We start from the raw sequence: 18,330 nt of genomic DNA, 5'->3' as shown, positions 1-18,330 counted from the left end.
TTTATTTTCGAGCTAATTCATTTTCAAGTTTAGTAACTCTCAAAACTAAGTTTTTTAAGGTTTCAATTTCTTTAGCCTGCGCCTCAATTTTTTTGTTTTGCTCAATGCTGTAAAGGGTTAGTTCTTCAATTTTCTTCAATAAACTCATATTCATTTCAGCAAGCATAAGTCCATTTTGCTCAATTTCTTTGGCAGAAGGAATTTCAGGTAAATGACTATTCTGTTTAATGTAGTCTTCTACTTCTTGTAATGATTTTAGCTTGTAGTCATTTGCAAAAACATAATCAGGAACAAGTGAACCTAGTAAATCAACTTTCACTTCCTGAGTATGTATTTTTCCTTTGACAGTTAATTTCTCGTCTGGGTTTGGTGTACCGATACCTACATTACCATTTTTGATTGCTTTTATAGCAAGTAAAGCTCCATTAGAAGTAAAAACATCCCCGACATATAAATCCCAATCTGCTGTCATAGGAAGAAATTTTGAAACACTGGCATCGTTTCCGGTTAGATTAAGAGCAGTAAAAGAATTGTTTATATTTAATGAAGTTACTTTTATATAAACCGTGAGATTATCGGTGACTACTCCGGCAGTGTGTATTGCTCGTATTCTAAATCGTGAATTTCCGGCTTCAGTATTGCAGTCCACTGTAAAATTGGTTGTGGTTCCAGTATAAGGGTTATTATTAAGACGTCCCGTTTCTCTCCACACTGCTGGGTTGGCGTGTGATAATGCCGCCACATGAGTAGCTGCCGCCGCAATGTTACCTCTTGTATAAGCTATAGAAATTTGATAATAACCTCCTGCAAGCGATTTAGGGCTAACTTTTAAAAATTCTATATAGTCTCCAATTGCAAAACCGGCAGGAAAGGTAACGGTGGTTTCGTATTCTGTTGGGAGTGCATAATTACTAGATTTAGCAGAAATTTTTAGTTGACAAAACGCAAGCAATATCAGAAATAGTAACCTCTTTTTCATAAAGTTATTTTTTAGTAGTTATTTGTTCTTTTAATTCTGAAATATTCTTTTTCATTTCTTCGTTTTCCTTTTTCATTTCAATTATATAAAGTGTCAATTCTTCAATTTTTTGAAGTAGCTTAGAATCCATTTCACCAAGAGAAATGCCATTTTTAAGGACTTCAGCTTCACTTGGAATGTCTTTAAGATGACCTTTTTCTTTAATATGTTTCTCTACTTCTGCAAGAGTAGGCAAGCTGTAATTTTTTGCAAAAACAAAATCAGACCAACCCGTTGCCTGTACTTTGATTTCTCTCGCACCGATTGATCCTTCCACTGCCAATTTGTGAGTTCCGGTAGTTGTTGTTCCAATTCCTAAACTGCCATTTGCGTTTAACGTCATTTTTTTTACTCCATAAGAATCCCAAGAAAATAATGGTCTTACTTCTATCGAACCTGTCATTCTTCTTGAATCAAAGATTATTAATGGCTCTGTTCCGGTATCATTAGCAGCTTCAGTATTGCCGATTAGATACATTGCTGCTCGATTGTCAGTAACATGGTATGCGGATAAACTGGGAATAAATTGTCCGGCTATACCTGTAGAATTGCTAATCTTAAAATGATCCTGAGGAGCATCAAGGACTCCCACTTTTAGCAAGGTTTCATATTCTACTAATGTTGAGGATTTTAGTTCCAGATTTGCAGTTGGAGCAGTAGCACCAATTGCAACATTTCCCTGATGATCTATTAAAAATCTTGGAACACTTGGTTTAGTTGCCTGAGTCGTTGACGATTTTATAACAAAATCCCCAAAAGAATCACCATCAGATGATAAGGACCAATTTCTAGAATTTGCATTTGTTAATACGGAATTGAATTTTAAAGAACCACCGCTACTTTCGCTTGCGATACTATATACATCACTTGTATTTACATAAGTATCCAGGTCAGTTTTATAAGAGTGAGATGGTCCGCCAGCTTCATTGTAAGGCAAAGCATTTTGTATACCATCATAAACAGTAGGATTTACAGCATAGTTAGATTTATAGTAATAGATAGTACCGCCTCCGCGTAACCAGATAACTATAGACGTTGAAGTGTTTGATGCTGTGACATCGCGCCATCCCGCTATAAAGTTTGTGAAAACTGCATTACCTGTTGATCTTGCCGGTTTTATTTTGGCATCTATAAAATTTGAGCCATTACCTCCTAAAGTAACATGATAATCAAATTCGGCCATTAGCGATCCTCTCCATTGTGAATTGGCATGTACACTGCTTCGGGCTAAAGTCAGATTAGTTGGAACATTATTTACCCAACCACCATCATAAAATGTAACCGGATAAAATTTGTCACTATCACCGTTTACAGTAAAATTACCGGATACCTGTGAATAGGTATATTTTGATAAAAAAGAAAATAGGAGTAAGAGTATTGTTTTTTTCATGGATGTTATAAAGGTTCTTTTATAAATGTTAATTTTTTCGTTCTGTTCTAGTTTATAGTAAAACTAAAAACAGTACTTCTGTTGCTTGTATTTCCGGCCTGGTCGAATGATTTTACAAACCAGAAATAAGTACCGGCAGTAAGGGTTTTGCTATACGGACTGGTAACTTGTTCTTTAAATTTAAGATTCGTTAAAGCATTTTCAGTATATACATAAAGACTGTCTTTTTCAGTACTACCGGCAATTGGAGTTCTATTGTATTGAAAATTAATAGAAGTAGTGGTGGTTGTACTTTTATCTGCTGGAACAGCAAGGGTAGGAGTATTAGGAGCCTTGGTGTCAACCACTATAGCTCTTGTTGCGTATAAGGTTTGTTTGGATCCGTTGCTGGCTCTTACTTTCCAGCTAAAATTTCCGTCCGGAAAAGTATAGTTAATGCTGGTGGCAGGATTATTATCTTCTTTGACTACTTCGTTGTTACTGTCCAAAATTTGAAGTTGGTATTCTGTTGCTCCAATAATGGACTGCCAGGATAATTTCTGAACGGCATTTTTGGTTATCAAATTATTATTTGGTGTAAGTAAAATTACGGTATTGTCCTGAAAATCGTCGTTGTTTAAAATTTCAAACGCATTGGTTTTATAAGCTGTTTCGTAACCACTGTTGACAGCTTTTATACGCCATTCGTATTTGCCAATATTTAATTGCCTCTTAAAAGAGGTTTTAGCAATTAAGGTATCCAGTATAATTTCTACTGGGGCCAAAAAATTGGGTTTTGCAATCTGTAAACGATATTTGTCGGCGTTCTTTACGGCGTTCCAGGAAAATGAAACCCCGGTTGAAAATAAAACAGTATTATTTGCCGGAGCAATTAAAGTAACTTCATCTTTTGAAATATCAGGAACCATAACTATTTCCTCACAGGATGCGAAAGCCAAAAATAATAGGCATAGAAAAAAAAGAGGTGAGTGAGATGTATTCATTTCGATTGTAATTTTTAGAACAGAAGTACAATACTTCATTAATTTTAGTATGAAACTGGAATTTGACAACTAACTTTTGATAAACTTACATATCAAAAAGACTTTTGTCATTTTTGTTTTTCTTAGGCAATATTGACTTTGTATTTCCGCTACAACTACTGTTATCTGTTACGATATCGGCAAGGTACCATTGTTTTTTTGCATTTAGTGCCCAGCAAAATTTACTCGATTGATAAGCAACAATCGTTTCGGTATCAATATCTATAAAATCTGCTTTTTTGCCGGATTTATAGGTGGTAATAAGGTACTTTTTATTCAGTGTATTGGTCAGGTAATAGGCATCGGCTTGTCTGATTTTTGTAATATCTTCTATAGTTAGGTTTACCGCAATACTGGTGATTATCTGAGGTCCTTTTATATTTTTTGCCAATTTGATAACATCAAGATTGTACGGAGCATTCAGTTCATTTGTCAAACTGTTTACATCCAAAATTTTTATAGTTACCAATTCCGGTTTGTTGGGAAGACTATCTATGTAAGCAACTTTTTTATGACTTTGGTTGTATTTTGCTTTTGAAGCGTAGACTTTGTTTAATTGTTTGTTAAATGGAACTACGCCTATAGCAACGCGAATATTATTTTCGAGTTTTGCCAAGGTTCTCACTTTAAAGGAATGCTCGATACCATTTTTTACATCAGATTGCCCGATACTTCCCAGTTCCGGAGACGAAGTGGCAATTTTATAGGTTTCGTTTTTAATTTTTGTTGTTTGGCAGGCTACACAAATTAGAAGTAGGAGTATAATGTTTTTTTTGATCATGCCTGTAAATTTTAAAGTATTTTGTTTATGCATTGCCGATTGTGCGGTAGAAAGTAATATAGAAATTTTTTCGCAAATTTAATAAATTAGAATGGGATGTTTGTCGGAATTTATAGGATTGTTTCTTAGATAACAAGTTAAAATAAAGGAAAGGGGATATTAATTCAATTAATTGATACAGAAGTCTTAAAAGAGTAGAGGAGAGGTGCATTAAGTTGGCTTTTGTTATCAATTGAAAGAAGCCATTTCATTAAGCAAAAAATCCTGCGTTTTTCAATTAATGCAATTCTAATAAAAACACCATTTTCGCCGTTAAAAAAAATGAGACCTTTCAAAAATAGTTGAAAGGTCTCATTTGTAATTTTTAAGAAGTAGAAAGGTTTTTATTTCTCTTTGAATTTCAATTTTTTTTGTAATTTTTTTAGTTCCTCGTTTTGTTTTTCATTCTCTTTTTTTATTTCAATGATATAGAGTGTCATTTCCTCCATTTTTTTAAGTAAACTCATGTTCATCTCAGCTAGCATCAGGCCGTTTTTTTCAATTTCCTGTGCAGAAGGGATTTCCGGTAAGTGTTTGTTTTCTTTAATGAAGGTTTCTACTTCCTCCAGTGTTTTAAGTTTATAATCTTTAGCAAAAACATAATCCGGTACAAGTGCCCCTAACATATCAACCTTAACTTCTTGTGTATGGATTTTTCCCTTTACAGTAAGCTTTTCGTCAGGAACTGTTGTACCTATACCAACGTTTCCGTTTTGAATATAGTGATTTCCTGCTCCGGTTACTCGCAAGTTCCCATTAGTGCTAAGGTCATTATCGAATTCTTTTAAGAGAGGAAAGTCTGAGGGGATAGTAACGCCGGCTGCCGTCTCATTGATCTTAATCTGATTTACATTGTTCAGATCGGTAGTTCGATCCTGGTGATAGGTAAATTTTACTTTGTATCTGCTGTATTGTTTTACATCTAAAATGATTGGTAGAGATTTGTTGACATACCCTCCTGAAGAACTTGGTAAGTCTATGGGAGCCCCTAACGATAGTTTTGCACCACGGTTGAGACCGGTGGCTTCTATTAATTTAATTTTTGGCAATGTATTGCCGGTACCCTGACCATGACCTACTTCTATAATGTATTTTTGGTAATCTGTCGAGAAGTAAAGTTGAAATATTTCAACAATTATAGACCCACCATTTTGCCAGTGATGAGAGTTATATGAAACATTGGCTATTTCAAAAGTTTTAGCCTCGGTAGAGGTTGCCGCATATGGACCAACAACGGTGGTCTTAATGCCATTCTGATTGATATCTGTTTGCGAGAAAGAAGCATTTAGAGCAAAAAAGAGGCTAATAGTAAAAAGTATTTTTTTCATTTCTTTGGATTATTTTGGGTATTGATTTTATTTTAGATAGCAGTTGTCTGCTTTATCTTGAGATTCACCTTTTTTTGGTTTTATTGAAGTACTTTTTTCGTATAGAAATTTTTGTATTTATAGCAAAATTTTGACAAAACTAGCAAAATAAAATGTTTTTTGTGTACGAATGGCAGTGATAGTTTTTCATAGAGATAATGAAAGCTATATGTAAAAAAGAGAATAACTATTTTTCATGACCCTGAAATAATTGTATGAAATGAGCTATTTAATAATTGCGTTGGTTTCAATTTATTAGAAAAGGGGACTGGTAGTAAAGTATGAAAATAAAATGTGGCAGAAACGTTTAATAAGAATAAAGGGGAAAGTCAGATTTTATGCCTGATTAAAGCTATTTTTATTTTTTACTATTACGTAAAACTTTACTTTTGAAAGTTCTAAAAGTAAATTAATAAATAGTACAGAATGAAAAAAGTAATAGTGGTAATAAGCATCATGATGTGTCATAGTATGATTGGTCAGGTTCTTTCATCAAATCGGAATCCAGTTGCCTGGGAACATAATATTTTGTTTAATGCCTCGACAAGATTCACCGTGACACAACAGGGGCCTGTTCTTGATATCCCGACTTTGTTTGATGGAAGAATGGCTCCAAGTTATTCCAATCGTGCTATCACAGTAGCAGATCCTGCCGTAATTCTTATTGAGGGTTTACCGGCTCACCATACACAAGCAGGAGCATGGGTTGGATGGACTACACGTTATGGTCCCCCAAGCCGATTTAAGATCGAAGGGTATGATGAGTTTAGTGCTGCAAATGTTTGGCGGGTTATAGCAGATTATTCGACTACAGATTATGTAGGAGGAACTAGTTTTTCTGCTGCTATACCTGTTGCAGGAGCTTATTCAAAGTTAAAATTTACATTTTACACCACCAATTCAGGTCCCGGAGGAGTTGTGGGGGTTGCGGAGTTGTTTTTCATTCATCCCGAAGGCACTACTCCTTATGCCGGTTTACTGTCTCCTTCACTTAACAATTGGGAGCGTAACGCCACAAACCTTATTTACAAAAGCACAGGTAATGTTGGTATAGGAATTACTACACCAAAAAATAAGTTAGATGTAAACGGAACTATCCGCTCCAAAGAGGTAAAAGTAGACATGGACAGCTGGCCTGATTTTGTATTTAAAAAAGAATATGATTTGCCAACGCTGGAGCAGGTTGAAACTCATATTAAAGAAAAAGGACATCTAGCCAATATCCCAAGTGAAGCAGAAGCAATAAAAGAGGGGATAAGTCTAGGGGAAATGAATGCCAAATTACTACAGAAGATCGAAGAGCTTACGCTGTATATTATTGATCTGAATAAAAAGGTAAACGAGCTTCAGCTTAGTAACGCAAAGCTTTTGAGAGATAATAAAGTTTTGCAGACTAAATAAGCTTTACAGTAGAAAGAAACTATTCTCGATTTTTTTGCGGGTATAAAAAGAAAAAGAGCCTCTTTCAAAAGTTTGAAGGGGCTCTTTTTTGCTTAGAAATTATAATATTTCAACTGGAGTTGTGTTCATATCTTCGTCTAAGATAACACCTTTATCATCAAACAAATTAGTTATTCGTTTGACTTCCGAGACTATCATTTCTTCAAATGAATTCCACTCATATAGTGAGGTAGCGTCACATCTGTCGCAATAATGAACCTTATTTGTTTCTTTGTCTATATACAGTTTTGAACCATCCCAGTTATAGCCTCCTATAAAAAAATACGAATCTTTAGATTTTTTAGGTCTTTCTTGCAAATTAGTAGTTAGTAAAGAAAAAGGTTGTCTACTTCCTTCAATTGAGCGACCTATATCTCTTCTTAAACCATACAAAGTAAAAGTTGCAACAAAAATACTTAAACCATTACTGAATTGTGTTAAAAAGAATTTATAAGCTTCTGGTATCTTTGTATTTAATTCAGACTCTAATAGCAATATTTCATCCTCTTTTAATATAGGATAAACTTCATTAAGCCAAGCCAATCTAGCTATATGTGGCGCTTTTCCAATGAGAATTGCTCCTAACTGAGATATTTCCATCCCTAAATTCTCAAATTTATGCAACTCTTTCTTTATGTCTTCTATGTAATTCATAATTAAAAACGGCTATTCGTCTAAGCGGCTTCCTAGCTATCCAACTTCCAAGCTTTTCAATATCTCTGCTAATTTGTCCTTTACTGGTTTAGTTACTATATTGTCAGCGCGGATTAATTCTTTTATGAAAGAATACCGTTCTTCGGATATATCCATTCTTTTAGCGATGACTTCTATTAAATTATAAAACTCCTGATCAATCTCAATCTCATATTCATACAGTTGAGTAATAATCGTATCAAATGCAAGACCATATTCTCTATTATATAATAGATTTTTTGCATTATTTAGATCTACTTCATACAACCCTAATGCTTTTGCAGTATCAAGTAGAGCGAGTATTAATTTTGCTAATGTATTCATATCTATCTTATTGGAAAGGTAGTTATTATTTCACTATGGGTATTGATGACTCTAATTTTTGTCCCATTATAGAACCCTTCAGTTACAAAGCAAACAGGTTGACCACTTCTCGTTAACATTTGACCAGTACGTCCTGTCTGTTGAACCCATAGATTATTTGTAACAACTTCTGAAAATCCATCCTTAATTTTACTATTGCTAAAACTCATAGGGAACATACTTTTGGTACAAGTTAAACCGATAACGCAGATTTGCAATCTGTGCCCACAAAGATTAATTTTCTCAAAATAGATCTAATAAAATCACTCCTAAATCACTTTCTAAACCCAAATAATTCCTTCTTCTGCTGTTGTCATTACTTTGTACTTTGTTGGCACTGTTTTTTTCTACAAATATAAAAAGTACAGCCTAAAACTGTACTTTTATTTATATTGCATGAATTACTTTGTGGACACAGATTGCAAATCTGCACTATCGTTGTGGTGAAATATATCCGAGCGAGCGGGGCATTTCCGCCAGTTAGGGTAGTGGTAAGTGCTCCTGTTTTTAAATTGTAAATCTTATACATGGAAGAATTACCCAACAACGAAATACCTGATGTAACTCCTGCGGGAATGTGAACATCTACAAATCCTTGTGTGCCGATGAGAGAAACAACCGGGTAAGAATTAGCGCCTCCTGAGCGTACTGTAGCTAAAAGTTTTCTTTCAACATCTGTAAAAGCTACATTTTCCACACCGTTGGTTACAAATTTACATTATTGGGGCAATGTTTATCCATTGAGTCTGAAATGTCAGGCGGTTTTTTGCTTATTATTGTTCTTTTAAGAGAATGCTAAACAAAAAAAGATGAGCATTACTGTTCATCTTTTTTTTAACGATTTGTAATGGCGTTTCATTTTAAATGCATTATAAAATTCAATATCACTAATTTTGGAACACTGCCATATTCTTACTCTGTCGTAAATCGTCATCCACCACCATATATATAGATGTCTTTAGTTTGAATATTTTTCTCTTTAACAAATTCAACTTTATTATTTCTACTACTTAGTATAAAAGTTCCGATATAATTTACAGGAGGAGTTTTCATCCAAAATTTTCCTTTCAAAGTAATGATTCCGTCATCCTTATTAATAAAGTACCAACTACTATCACAATCAATTAATGTAAAAGAATTACCATTGTCATATAAATAACTTTTTGCTCCAGTACCTATATCTCCCTTTATTTTGGTTTCATAAATATCTTCTTTATTACAAGTTATTATTAAATAACGATCATATTCTCTCAAAACGGGATTGCTTTTTTGAATTCTTATCTTAATATTTGATAAATTAATTTTGCCTTCACATTCAACTTTTTTATTGCAAGAAATGAAGAGAATTATTAATAATACAATGTATTTTTTCATTTTAAAAAATTAAATAATTCTATTTATTATCTTGTATACTCATTATCTCTTTAAATAATACTTATTGCTCCTAACATAATTATTTACTGACTTATCATAATCTAATAAGTAAAGTTTTTTGTTATCAATTAAATATTTGATAGTTCCATTCTTTTTTAATACTGGCACATCATATTTATTCTTTAATCTTATTTTAAAAACATTTGCAGTTTCATTTAAAAAAGTTATGGTCGTATCCTTGACGAATTTTAAGCCAACATCCTCAAAATGAATTTTTTTAAGTCTTTTAATATTTAGAATAGTATCATTTCTTCCAGATGTGTACTTAATAGAATCATTAACAATTACATTAACTATTGGAGGAATTGAATCATTTGTTAAGATTGGCATTAAAGTAATTTTTATTCCATTTATTTGATTATCAAAATATGACAAGGTATAAGGTAGAATTAATGGATCATCTTGAAATTTAACAATAATTGAATCTTTTTTTACTAGATACTTTTCTTTTTGTATGATATTGCCCAGCATATCAGACATAGCCTTATAAGTTAAATACTCATTATCAATTATAATTTCCGAATTGTATAAATTTGAATTACTACTATTATGATAAGTTCCTATATAATTTCTACTACAACCAGTTAGTAATATTGAAATTGAAATAATAAAAATAATTTTAGATTTTCTATTATCTTTTTCCATTGTATGTTGTATTATTAATTCTAAAAGCCTGCTGTTTTTGTTTTGCAAGGTAATTTAAAGCTGCATTATTCGAAGTCATCATTCGTCCACCACTATAATTATGAATAGATACAGGTCCTGTTTGCAATCCATTATATAGCTGCTTGCTTGCTAAATCGGCAGCTGTATTAATATTCTCCTTTTGACCAAAAAGTTGACCTCTTTGATATCCTTCAACCTCATCAAATCCATCATGAAGAAAATTTACTACTGGTTTTTTGTCAAATGATAAACTTGTCTGACCAGTTTCAAATTGAAAGGCATGCTTCAATTCATGTGAAAAAAGACCTAAATCAGTTCCTGATGAAACTGTAATGGTTACTTGATCATTTTGAGTCTTATAGTAGGTTTGATTTACTATAGTTGAATTTCCAAGAGCATCTCTTTCGGTACCTGAAGCATCATATTCGACATTGTAAACTTGTGAAGAAGCTGCTAAGGTAGCTGTTTCTCCTCTAGTCGCTTCCAAATCTTGATTATTAGCTTGTAATTCATTAATACTCCTGTTCCATCTTGCTATTTGTCTTTGTGTACCACCAGTTGCAATTTTGGATTGATAATCAGATATGCTATTATTGTTTTTTTGCTGTCTAGAATTTATATCTGAAATGAGTTTATTAACCCATTGCCATGCCTCTTGAGTAAATTCATTGCCATCGATATCTAAATAAAGAATTGGATTGTTACCAGCGTAATGATATGGAGAGGCGGAGATATATTTTTCTGATAAATTATCAATACTCATCCATCTACCTAGTGTTGGGTCATAATTTCTCCATCCATAATCGTACAAATTTAATTGAGAGCCTACAATATTTTCGTCTTGTAGCTCCTTTCCATTGTATTTATATTTTAACGCATCATTGGTAGCATTTTTAACGGTATTATATCCTTCTTGCTTTAATCCAAATGGGTAATAGTTGTTTTCTTCTTGAATAACAAGGTTTTTGTCATAATTTAGGCGAACATTCCCTAAGTGATCTTTGTATTGGTATATGTATTTATAAGAACTTCCTGAAGGCTCGACATAGCCTTCCGATGTTGGGAAAAACTTAAGCGTTGCTTTAGTATCGGATGGGGTTTTAATATATTGATAACCTCCTAAATAATCAGTCGTTGTTACATTAACACCTTTAGTTACAATTTTCTGAACTTTTTGACCTGTTGTATTGTAAAGATAAGTAATGTTCCCCGTTGAGCCAAAAGTAATTTTGGTTGGTAAATTAAGATGATTGTAGCTAATAGCTGTGATGTTTTTGTTATTGTCTTTTATCATATTGCCATTGGCATCATAACTATAATCGTCTGTTGTATTTGCTGCACTGTCTACAAAGCCACTTCCTTTGTAAAGAGCAGGAGCATTATCAACCATTTTCATAAGTTGATTGGAATTGTTATTGTTGAGATAGCTGTATACTAACCTATCAATTTCCTGAGCAGTTTCGCTATTTCCATTACGAATGATTGACATAATGTTTCCGTTTTTATCATAGGTTAGGGTTTCATCATAAGCATTATTTATAATATTATTTCGTTTGGAAATACTTGTTTTTAGACGATTAAGGTTGTCATATTTATATGCATAACCTCTTATTATAGGGGGTACTTCTGAAGCACTTGTCCAATAAGTTTCGGAGATATTCCCGTTGTATAATGCTTTAACATCAGTGGTACTAGAGTTATTGTAATTAATTTTAAAAGCAAACAGATCTTTAGGATCTCCGACTCTAGTTAAAGAGGAAACATCATTGATTCCGCTTAACCATCCTCGGATATTGTAGGTATAATCTATTTTTTGGATATTGTTTCCTATTTTTTTAGAGATTAACTGACCTAATTCGTCATAGGTGTTGCTAAATATAGTTTCGGTAGTTGGGTTTGAGGTTTCTATTTGATGTGTTTGGGTTAGGATTCTATCCTGATCAGAATAGGTGTAAGCTTCAGTCGTTTTCAATTCGGAATCTTCCCAAAGTCTCTTGTGTGTGGTAATGTTGTATTTTAACTGCCCGGAGAAAGCATCAAGTTTGTAATCAACACAAGTGTAGCCACCAAGGTAGTTTTTGGTATACGAACGAACCAGTCTTGCCTTTGCATCGTAAAGACTATACGTTTGTTCATTTCGATTATCAGTACTGGCTTCTAAAACTCTGACCCATGTACCAGTAGGTAGTCCAATAGGTTTTATGGTTGTATTGTAATATACTGGTTGGTCTAATCCTGCAACTGTTGCAGGGATTACAGGAGCATCTGGAAAATTGTAATCATCATAATAATTTATTGCTAAGACATGGTAATCTGCTTTTGGCCAGGCTACGTTGCTATAACGAAAATTGACACCATTAATAGCAGTATTAAGTGAAGTTCCCGTTTTGGTTTCACTAAAGTCGTTAGTATATCCATTTTGAGCTTCCTGCAATGTTTTTCTGGTTGCAGGAGTTACGGTTGCTGGTAACCACGCGGTAAGTACTGGGCGGTTGAAAATATCATATTTGTTAATCATCCACCCGGGAGAATTTACATCTCTAAAAGGTGAGTTAGCAGGTCCGGTAGCTACAGGTCTGTCTCGTTTATCATATATTATAAATTCCCATTGCTTGCCTGGTAGTTTTTTCTCTACAAGGCGGTTGCGATAATCATATTTATATTGGTAACATAAATTGTCTAAGATAGCTTGATTACGATCAATAACAGCACTAAACGTACTACCAGTTTTTGCATGGAATCCAGGAACTAAACGAATAGAATTTGAGGCTATCAGATGTAGAGCAGGACTTGATGGCGCAAGTATTGCTTTAGATTCCAGATCTACTTCTAAGTTTGTTTGTGTATTACCTATAAGATCCGCTGCTTTTGGTGGGATTACGTAAGTTAGATTTCCATAAATATCATATACATAATAAGTATCGTGTTTTTCATTAACTGTACCAGCTGCAACAGAACCATAGGTTCTTTTTAATACAATTTGTCCTTCCTTATTTTTGAATTCTACTGTAGCCCCATTCATTTCCAGAGGTGTAGCTGAGGTATTTTCGTCATAAGTTATAGTTTTTTCAAGCTCATTAGCAGTATAATAATTATTGTTAATTAGAGAAATGGTATAGAGCTCTTGTGAGGAGTCCCAAACAGTTTGAGCTGTGAAGAACTTTACTTCATTTGTTGTATTGTTTTGATATTCTATTTTTATTTCATGACCTAGTCCTGATTTCCAATCATTTCCCGGAGCAGCTTGTTTTAAAACACGGCTAAGAGTAGATGCCTCCATTTCTTTTCTGCTAAATGGATTTGTGGTTGCTTCCATTGTTGGATTTCCATTAACAACCGGGTTAGGATTTGTATAGTAGGATAAAACGTTTTCTTCAGCAAGCGGGTCAAAAGCCAAATTAGTATTAGACGATTTAAATGGCAGGTATTCTTCTACTTGTCTTCCAAAACTATCATACTTCATATGGGTGATGATATCCTTTCCTGTTGCAGATTGTTGTCCGGCAATTTGCTGAATTGGTCTTCCAAGTCCATCAAAATAAGTAATGTTTTGTGAAGCTTGCGTAATTTGAGGGGATGGTATTTTAGTACGAGTAGCTTTTTTATAAGTAATAGTTTTGATATAATTTTGGGTTTGACCGATTACCATAAATGGGGACAAAACCAAAAGAAGTTGTAATATTTTTTTCATGAGGCTTTTGGTTTATTGTTTATACTTGTATTGATTTTCTGAAAGAATATCATCATTTTTGTCTTTTACAAATTCAAGTTTGCCAAAAATGTCATAAGTGTAGGTCATTTTATCTCCTTTTGGATCAGTAATAGTTCTCACTCCAACAAGTGGAATATGTGTATAAGTTGAAATCATACAATTAGAAAAAGCGATATTATTTCGTAATGCATCAATTGCAGGCAAATTAGTTTCATTAAGAGCGTTAAGATCTGAAACTCCTAACACAGTTGCTATTTGTGTATTTGTAGCATTTTCAAACTTAGCAATTGGTAGAGTTTTATTATAACCCCAAATTACTGAAACAGGATTTTCATTTTCTATAGTGTATTGTGTAATATTGCCTTGAGAGTCATAGTTATTATAGGTCGTCTTTCTTTCTAATTGACTAAATAAGACATTTCCTTTTTTTGTGTAAACAAATTGCGGCAATAGTAAAGATTGTCCAGCTATTGATGAAGGATAACTGGCATATTTTGTTGTTGTTTCTGATAATTTTTCTTGCTCGTTAAATGATTCCGTTTTTAATGGTGTACCAATGATATTTTTAGCAATAAGCTGTACATTTAGAGGTTCTGATACCATTAATGGATCATGTGGATAGTAATATTTGGATGTTAAAGTGCCCGTTTGACTCTTTACGATTGATTTTGATATTAAATTGTCGGATAAGGACTCCGTACCATATTCATATTTTTCTGTAGTAGTTATGGGATTGCTATTGTTGTAGGTTATACTAGTTTTTTGGGTTAAATAATCGTTATAATAGTATAATCTGTTCGACTGCGACCAAACGCCTGTATTATGAATAGATATAGAATATCTGTCAAAACGACTTACCGAATTATTGTATGTAAAAATTTCTTCATTTTTTAAATTATTTGAATTATCATATATCTTTTTTGAAATCAGCTTTCCTCTTTCAATGCTACGATCATCTAAAAATAAGCCGGGGTGGTTTTTGTATAATCCCAATGGGGTTAAATTAGATTCGGAGCCAAAAGCACTATAGCCATTATATATTAACTTGTTATTTATATCTAAGTCAGGTGTTGTTGAGTAATCTTTAAATTTACTTACGCTATATCCATTTCCATTTGTTGTTTCTGCAACTTCCGAATAAGTGATTAAATTATCAAGATTTGAAGTAGTTACTGAGTTTGATTTTATAATGATACAAGAAGTCTTTTCTCCAGCATTATTTGATTCGAAATGAATAGCATATCGGGGCCAATTCATTAAAGTACCACTTGAAATAGTGTTTGATGGATTTGTAGGGGAGTAATTTTTTAAATACTTAAATTCTCGGATATTTGTATTTGACTGACCATCAAAATCAATGATTTTATTTATTCTCGCTCCTCCAGCTGTACCGTTCTTCTGTGTTAAGAGGGGTAAGAAATTGTTTGAACTTGGCTTGTCTAAGAATTGGTTATAGTAATGAGGCTCATACTCAAATTGTGTATGTCCCCCTGTCGGATAGATTACTTTTATTAATAAACCTTGTTTTGATTTATCAAATGATGGTTCTCTTGTATTTGAGGTATATGAAAAGTCGCCACTTGGTGTATAGTCGATATCTGGAATTAATGTATTCTGAGTGTCTAAACCATTCCAGAACCCCCAATAATCTAGACCTCTTGAAGACGGATCCGGTAAATTAGTTGCAGCGTTGTATTCAAATTTGTATGGTGTTTTTCCATACTCTGTCATAGTTTCTAAAAACATTCTGTTGTAAGTTCCTCCTAAATAGGTATAAGAAAAATTGATTTTTTTTATGACGGTATTAGCTTTATCAGTGAGATTAATACTGTCTAATTTAATGTCTTCATATTCAAAAACGGATGATGTCGGTAACTTTCTATTAAATTTATGCAACTGAGGACTATAATTAAAATTAACTATAAAATTGTCTCCTTCTATTTTGTCAAGAATAACTTTTTTTTGTAATTCATACATTGTTCTAATTCCGGAAGTCGTACTATTACTGTAATCTTTTATGTCACGGCCAAAGAAAGGTTTACTATATTCTTGAAAAGTTCTCTCTTCGGCTATGTATTGATTGAGAGAAAGAAAATCTCTATTGGCCACTATGTTTGAAGTGGGACCATCACCTAGATCATCGGGGATAAGAGTATCGATTCTGTTAGTAAAATTGATTTCAGAATTATTGGTATAAATTATTTTTCTTAGAAACCATGACGTTATAATTGGTTGAGTCTGTATCCCCATAAAACGAGTATGTCTGCCTCCCAACGATAGGTTGTATTCTAAATTATTTAATGTACCTCCAAAAAAGTATTGATTTCCTTGATTATCTGTAATTTTTATTTCTGAAGGAGTTGGTGCGCAGCTGGTGCCGTTTTGTTGAGAAATCCCTGTGATATCAACGATTAAATTATTGGATTGATTTGTTACTACTTTTGCTTTTCCATCATTGCCTATGTGAAATTTTCCTGTTATACCGTTAAAATTAAATTCAAAAATATCGGGAGATCCTTCGTAAGCTACATTGCTACCATATGTACCTAACATCCATTCCAAAGCACGATGTTGAAATCCTGTTGTAGAAGAAAAATTAAAAACATCATTAGTTGTAAATAACGGATTTTTTCTTAGTCCTATAATAAATCCATTTTTGTTAAATACACCCAATACAGATGGAGATTGTTCGTTAGGCCATCCCACATAATCGTCTGGTACACCTTTTATTTGTCTGCTAATGACTCCACCCACATTTAATGCCCAATTTAAACCAACTAGCCCAGATCTTTTGGAGGGCATAAAACCTGAGGAGTTATAAATAAGACCAATATCAATAGGTGTTTGGTTATTGTTTTGAACTGACAATAATGGAATTTTTAAATCAATTGCACCAGTAAAGGATGATGCTTGTATATTTCCATATCTAATAAAATCGGTTACATTAGGAGCTTTTACATTTAAACGCAAATAAGAAGCTGTTCCTTGACTTCTTATGGGGTTTACAATTAATAAAATGCTAAAAAGTAGAATGCTTTTAGTGAATTTAAAGTATTTAATTTTCATTGTTTTTTTATTTGGGTAACTTTTTCTCTTAGTAATTATTAATACACTTCTCTTTTTATACTTTCTGAGTAATAATTAGTTAGTAAAAGGGCAGTTTACTTCTGGATTATTTTGATGGGTGTTTGTTTGAGACTTATTTATATGATAATTTGGACGTGGTTGTAGTTTGTTTTAATGCTAGGAAAAAGTAAGCTTTGGGAGTGCTAAAGAAATTTAAGATAACAATGGTGTAATACTCATATGTTGTTTTAGGCATGAAAAAAGATTAGGATTATAGGGTGTAGGTTGAATATTACGTTGTTATGTTTTATGGTTTCTTGATAATTATGGATGGCAATGATAAAATATTTCTTTCAATTGTACAATGTCTTTAATAAAGTATTTCGCATAATTAGGATAATTATTTTCGAAATAAAAAAGATATATTTGCAAAAATAAAATTATACTAGTTTTGAAGAAAAATTTACTAAAGAAACTGCCTTCCTTCAACCTTCAGGAAATGCTTATTGTTTTGGCTATCATTGGTATATTGCTATTGATTGCTTTACCGAACTTGATGCCCTTAATTACCAAAGCAAAAAGTGTAGAAGCGCAAGTACAGTTAAAAGCGATCTATAATGCCGAGAAGCAGTATTATTTTATGTATACCAAATACAGTCCGAACTTTAATGAAATAGATTTTGAGGCGCCAAAGACCACCAAAGAAAACGGTAGTGCCAATTATGTTTATGAAGTTATACATTCCAGCGATACAGAGTTTAAGGTAAAAGCTACCGCTATAACAGACTTTAATGGAGATGGTGTTTTTAACGTTTGGGAAATTGATCAAAATGGAGTTCCAAAACAAATTACAAAAGATTAATGTGGTACTTGAAATTAATCTTACTTATAGTGTTGGGTGCTATTTTATATCAGGACTATAAGAAGCGTTTGGTGTATTGGTTTCTGTATCCGATAGTTGGAATTTTGGGGTTTGCAATTCAGTCCTATTATCTTTCGATGGAATTAGCTTTTTTAAATTCAGGTATAAATCTTCTGTTTGTTGCGATTTTGATAGGTGTTAGTTTTGTTTATGTTAAACTAAGAAAAATGGCCTTTCAGAACGCTATTGGAATGGGGGATATTTTATTTTTTATCTTCATCAGTTTTAGTTTTGCGACTGTTTCTTTTATTGTTTTATTTGTTTTTGCATTAGTGTTTTCTTTAATTCTGCATTTTATTTTTCAGCATAAGAATCAATTAAAAACGGTTCCGTTAGCAGGTTATATGGCTCTTTTTTTTGGAGTAGTATATGCGGCTACTTTTTGTTCTGACAGTACTTTTTTATACGCCTATTAGA

Annotated in this window: 15 protein-coding genes; 3 read left to right on the top strand and 12 right to left on the bottom strand. The window is 32.9% G+C overall.

Going from position 1 to position 18,330, the window contains the following annotated elements:
• Position 1: 1 nt before the first annotated feature.
• The 5 genes from G3A47_RS23895 to G3A47_RS15640 form a co-directional block, all read right to left on the bottom strand.
• Positions 2 to 979 carry a tail fiber protein gene (locus tag G3A47_RS23895; protein WP_243860481.1) on the bottom strand — a complete coding sequence of 326 codons (978 nt, stop codon included), beginning with the start codon at positions 977 to 979 and terminating at the stop codon, positions 2 to 4.
• 4 nt (positions 980 to 983) lie between these two features.
• A complete protein-coding gene (locus G3A47_RS15655) occupies positions 984 to 2,408 on the bottom strand; it encodes a coiled-coil domain-containing protein (RefSeq protein WP_166923975.1) in 1,425 nt (474 codons plus the stop codon).
• A gap of 47 nt (positions 2,409 to 2,455) precedes the next feature.
• The gene (locus tag G3A47_RS15650; RefSeq protein ID WP_166923973.1) at positions 2,456 to 3,391 is read right to left on the bottom strand and encodes a hypothetical protein; all 936 of its coding nucleotides are present in this window, start codon (positions 3,389 to 3,391) and stop codon (positions 2,456 to 2,458) included.
• 85 nt (positions 3,392 to 3,476) lie between these two features.
• Entirely contained in the window at positions 3,477 to 4,211 is a 735-nt protein-coding gene (locus G3A47_RS15645) for a hypothetical protein (protein WP_166923971.1), read from the bottom strand.
• A 383-nt stretch (positions 4,212 to 4,594) separates the two neighbouring features.
• Entirely contained in the window at positions 4,595 to 5,578 is a 984-nt protein-coding gene (locus G3A47_RS15640; protein WP_166923969.1) for a tail fiber protein, read from the bottom strand.
• 465 nt (positions 5,579 to 6,043) lie between these two features.
• On the opposite strand from G3A47_RS15640, the gene G3A47_RS15635 reads away from it, so the two are divergent.
• Positions 6,044 to 7,018 (top strand): hypothetical protein, encoded by a 975-nt coding sequence (locus G3A47_RS15635; protein WP_166923967.1) that lies wholly within the window; start codon positions 6,044 to 6,046, stop codon positions 7,016 to 7,018.
• A gap of 99 nt (positions 7,019 to 7,117) precedes the next feature.
• Here the strand turns inward: G3A47_RS15635 and G3A47_RS15630 are convergent, their stop codons facing one another.
• The 7 genes from G3A47_RS15630 to G3A47_RS15595 form a co-directional block, all read right to left on the bottom strand.
• Complete coding sequence (locus G3A47_RS15630) at positions 7,118 to 7,711, bottom strand: SMI1/KNR4 family protein (protein WP_166923965.1); 594 nt, start codon at positions 7,709 to 7,711, stop codon at positions 7,118 to 7,120.
• A 36-nt stretch (positions 7,712 to 7,747) separates the two neighbouring features.
• Positions 7,748 to 8,074, bottom strand: a complete 327-nt coding sequence (locus G3A47_RS15625) for a MafI family immunity protein (RefSeq protein ID WP_166923964.1) — start codon at positions 8,072 to 8,074, stop codon at positions 7,748 to 7,750.
• 355 nt (positions 8,075 to 8,429) lie between these two features.
• Positions 8,430 to 8,810, bottom strand: coding sequence for a hypothetical protein (locus G3A47_RS15615; RefSeq protein WP_166923960.1), 381 nt, complete (start codon positions 8,808 to 8,810; stop codon positions 8,430 to 8,432).
• Positions 8,811 to 9,043: 233 nt separating this feature from the next.
• Positions 9,044 to 9,487 carry a hypothetical protein gene (locus tag G3A47_RS15610; protein ID WP_166923958.1) on the bottom strand — a complete coding sequence of 148 codons (444 nt, stop codon included), beginning with the start codon at positions 9,485 to 9,487 and terminating at the stop codon, positions 9,044 to 9,046.
• 42 nt (positions 9,488 to 9,529) lie between these two features.
• Positions 9,530 to 10,192 (bottom strand): hypothetical protein, encoded by a 663-nt coding sequence (locus tag G3A47_RS15605; RefSeq protein ID WP_166923956.1) that lies wholly within the window; start codon positions 10,190 to 10,192, stop codon positions 9,530 to 9,532.
• On the bottom strand, positions 10,179 to 13,904 hold the full coding sequence (locus G3A47_RS15600; RefSeq protein ID WP_243860479.1) for a DUF6443 domain-containing protein: 3,726 nt from the start codon (positions 13,902 to 13,904) through the stop codon (positions 10,179 to 10,181). The genes G3A47_RS15605 and G3A47_RS15600 overlap by 14 nt, the downstream gene beginning before the upstream one ends.
• A 12-nt stretch (positions 13,905 to 13,916) precedes the next feature.
• On the bottom strand, positions 13,917 to 16,991 hold the full coding sequence (locus G3A47_RS15595) for a hypothetical protein (RefSeq protein WP_166923954.1): 3,075 nt from the start codon (positions 16,989 to 16,991) through the stop codon (positions 13,917 to 13,919).
• Between the two features lie 442 nt (positions 16,992 to 17,433).
• Between G3A47_RS15595 and G3A47_RS15590 the strand changes: the two genes are divergently transcribed.
• Positions 17,434 to 17,853, top strand: a complete 420-nt coding sequence (locus tag G3A47_RS15590; RefSeq protein WP_350339439.1) for a prepilin-type N-terminal cleavage/methylation domain-containing protein — start codon at positions 17,434 to 17,436, stop codon at positions 17,851 to 17,853.
• The gene (locus tag G3A47_RS15585; RefSeq protein ID WP_166923952.1) at positions 17,853 to 18,329 is read left to right on the top strand and encodes a general secretion pathway protein; all 477 of its coding nucleotides are present in this window, start codon (positions 17,853 to 17,855) and stop codon (positions 18,327 to 18,329) included. Before G3A47_RS15590 ends, G3A47_RS15585 begins: the two co-directional genes overlap by 1 nt.
• Position 18,330 lies beyond the last annotated feature (1 nt).

This window comes from Flavobacterium poyangense, assembly GCF_011751075.1.
GTDB lineage: Bacteria > Bacteroidota > Bacteroidia > Flavobacteriales > Flavobacteriaceae > Flavobacterium > Flavobacterium poyangense.
Note: the sequence above shows the minus strand (reverse complement) of the source record. Positions and strands in the feature narration are given on the sequence as shown.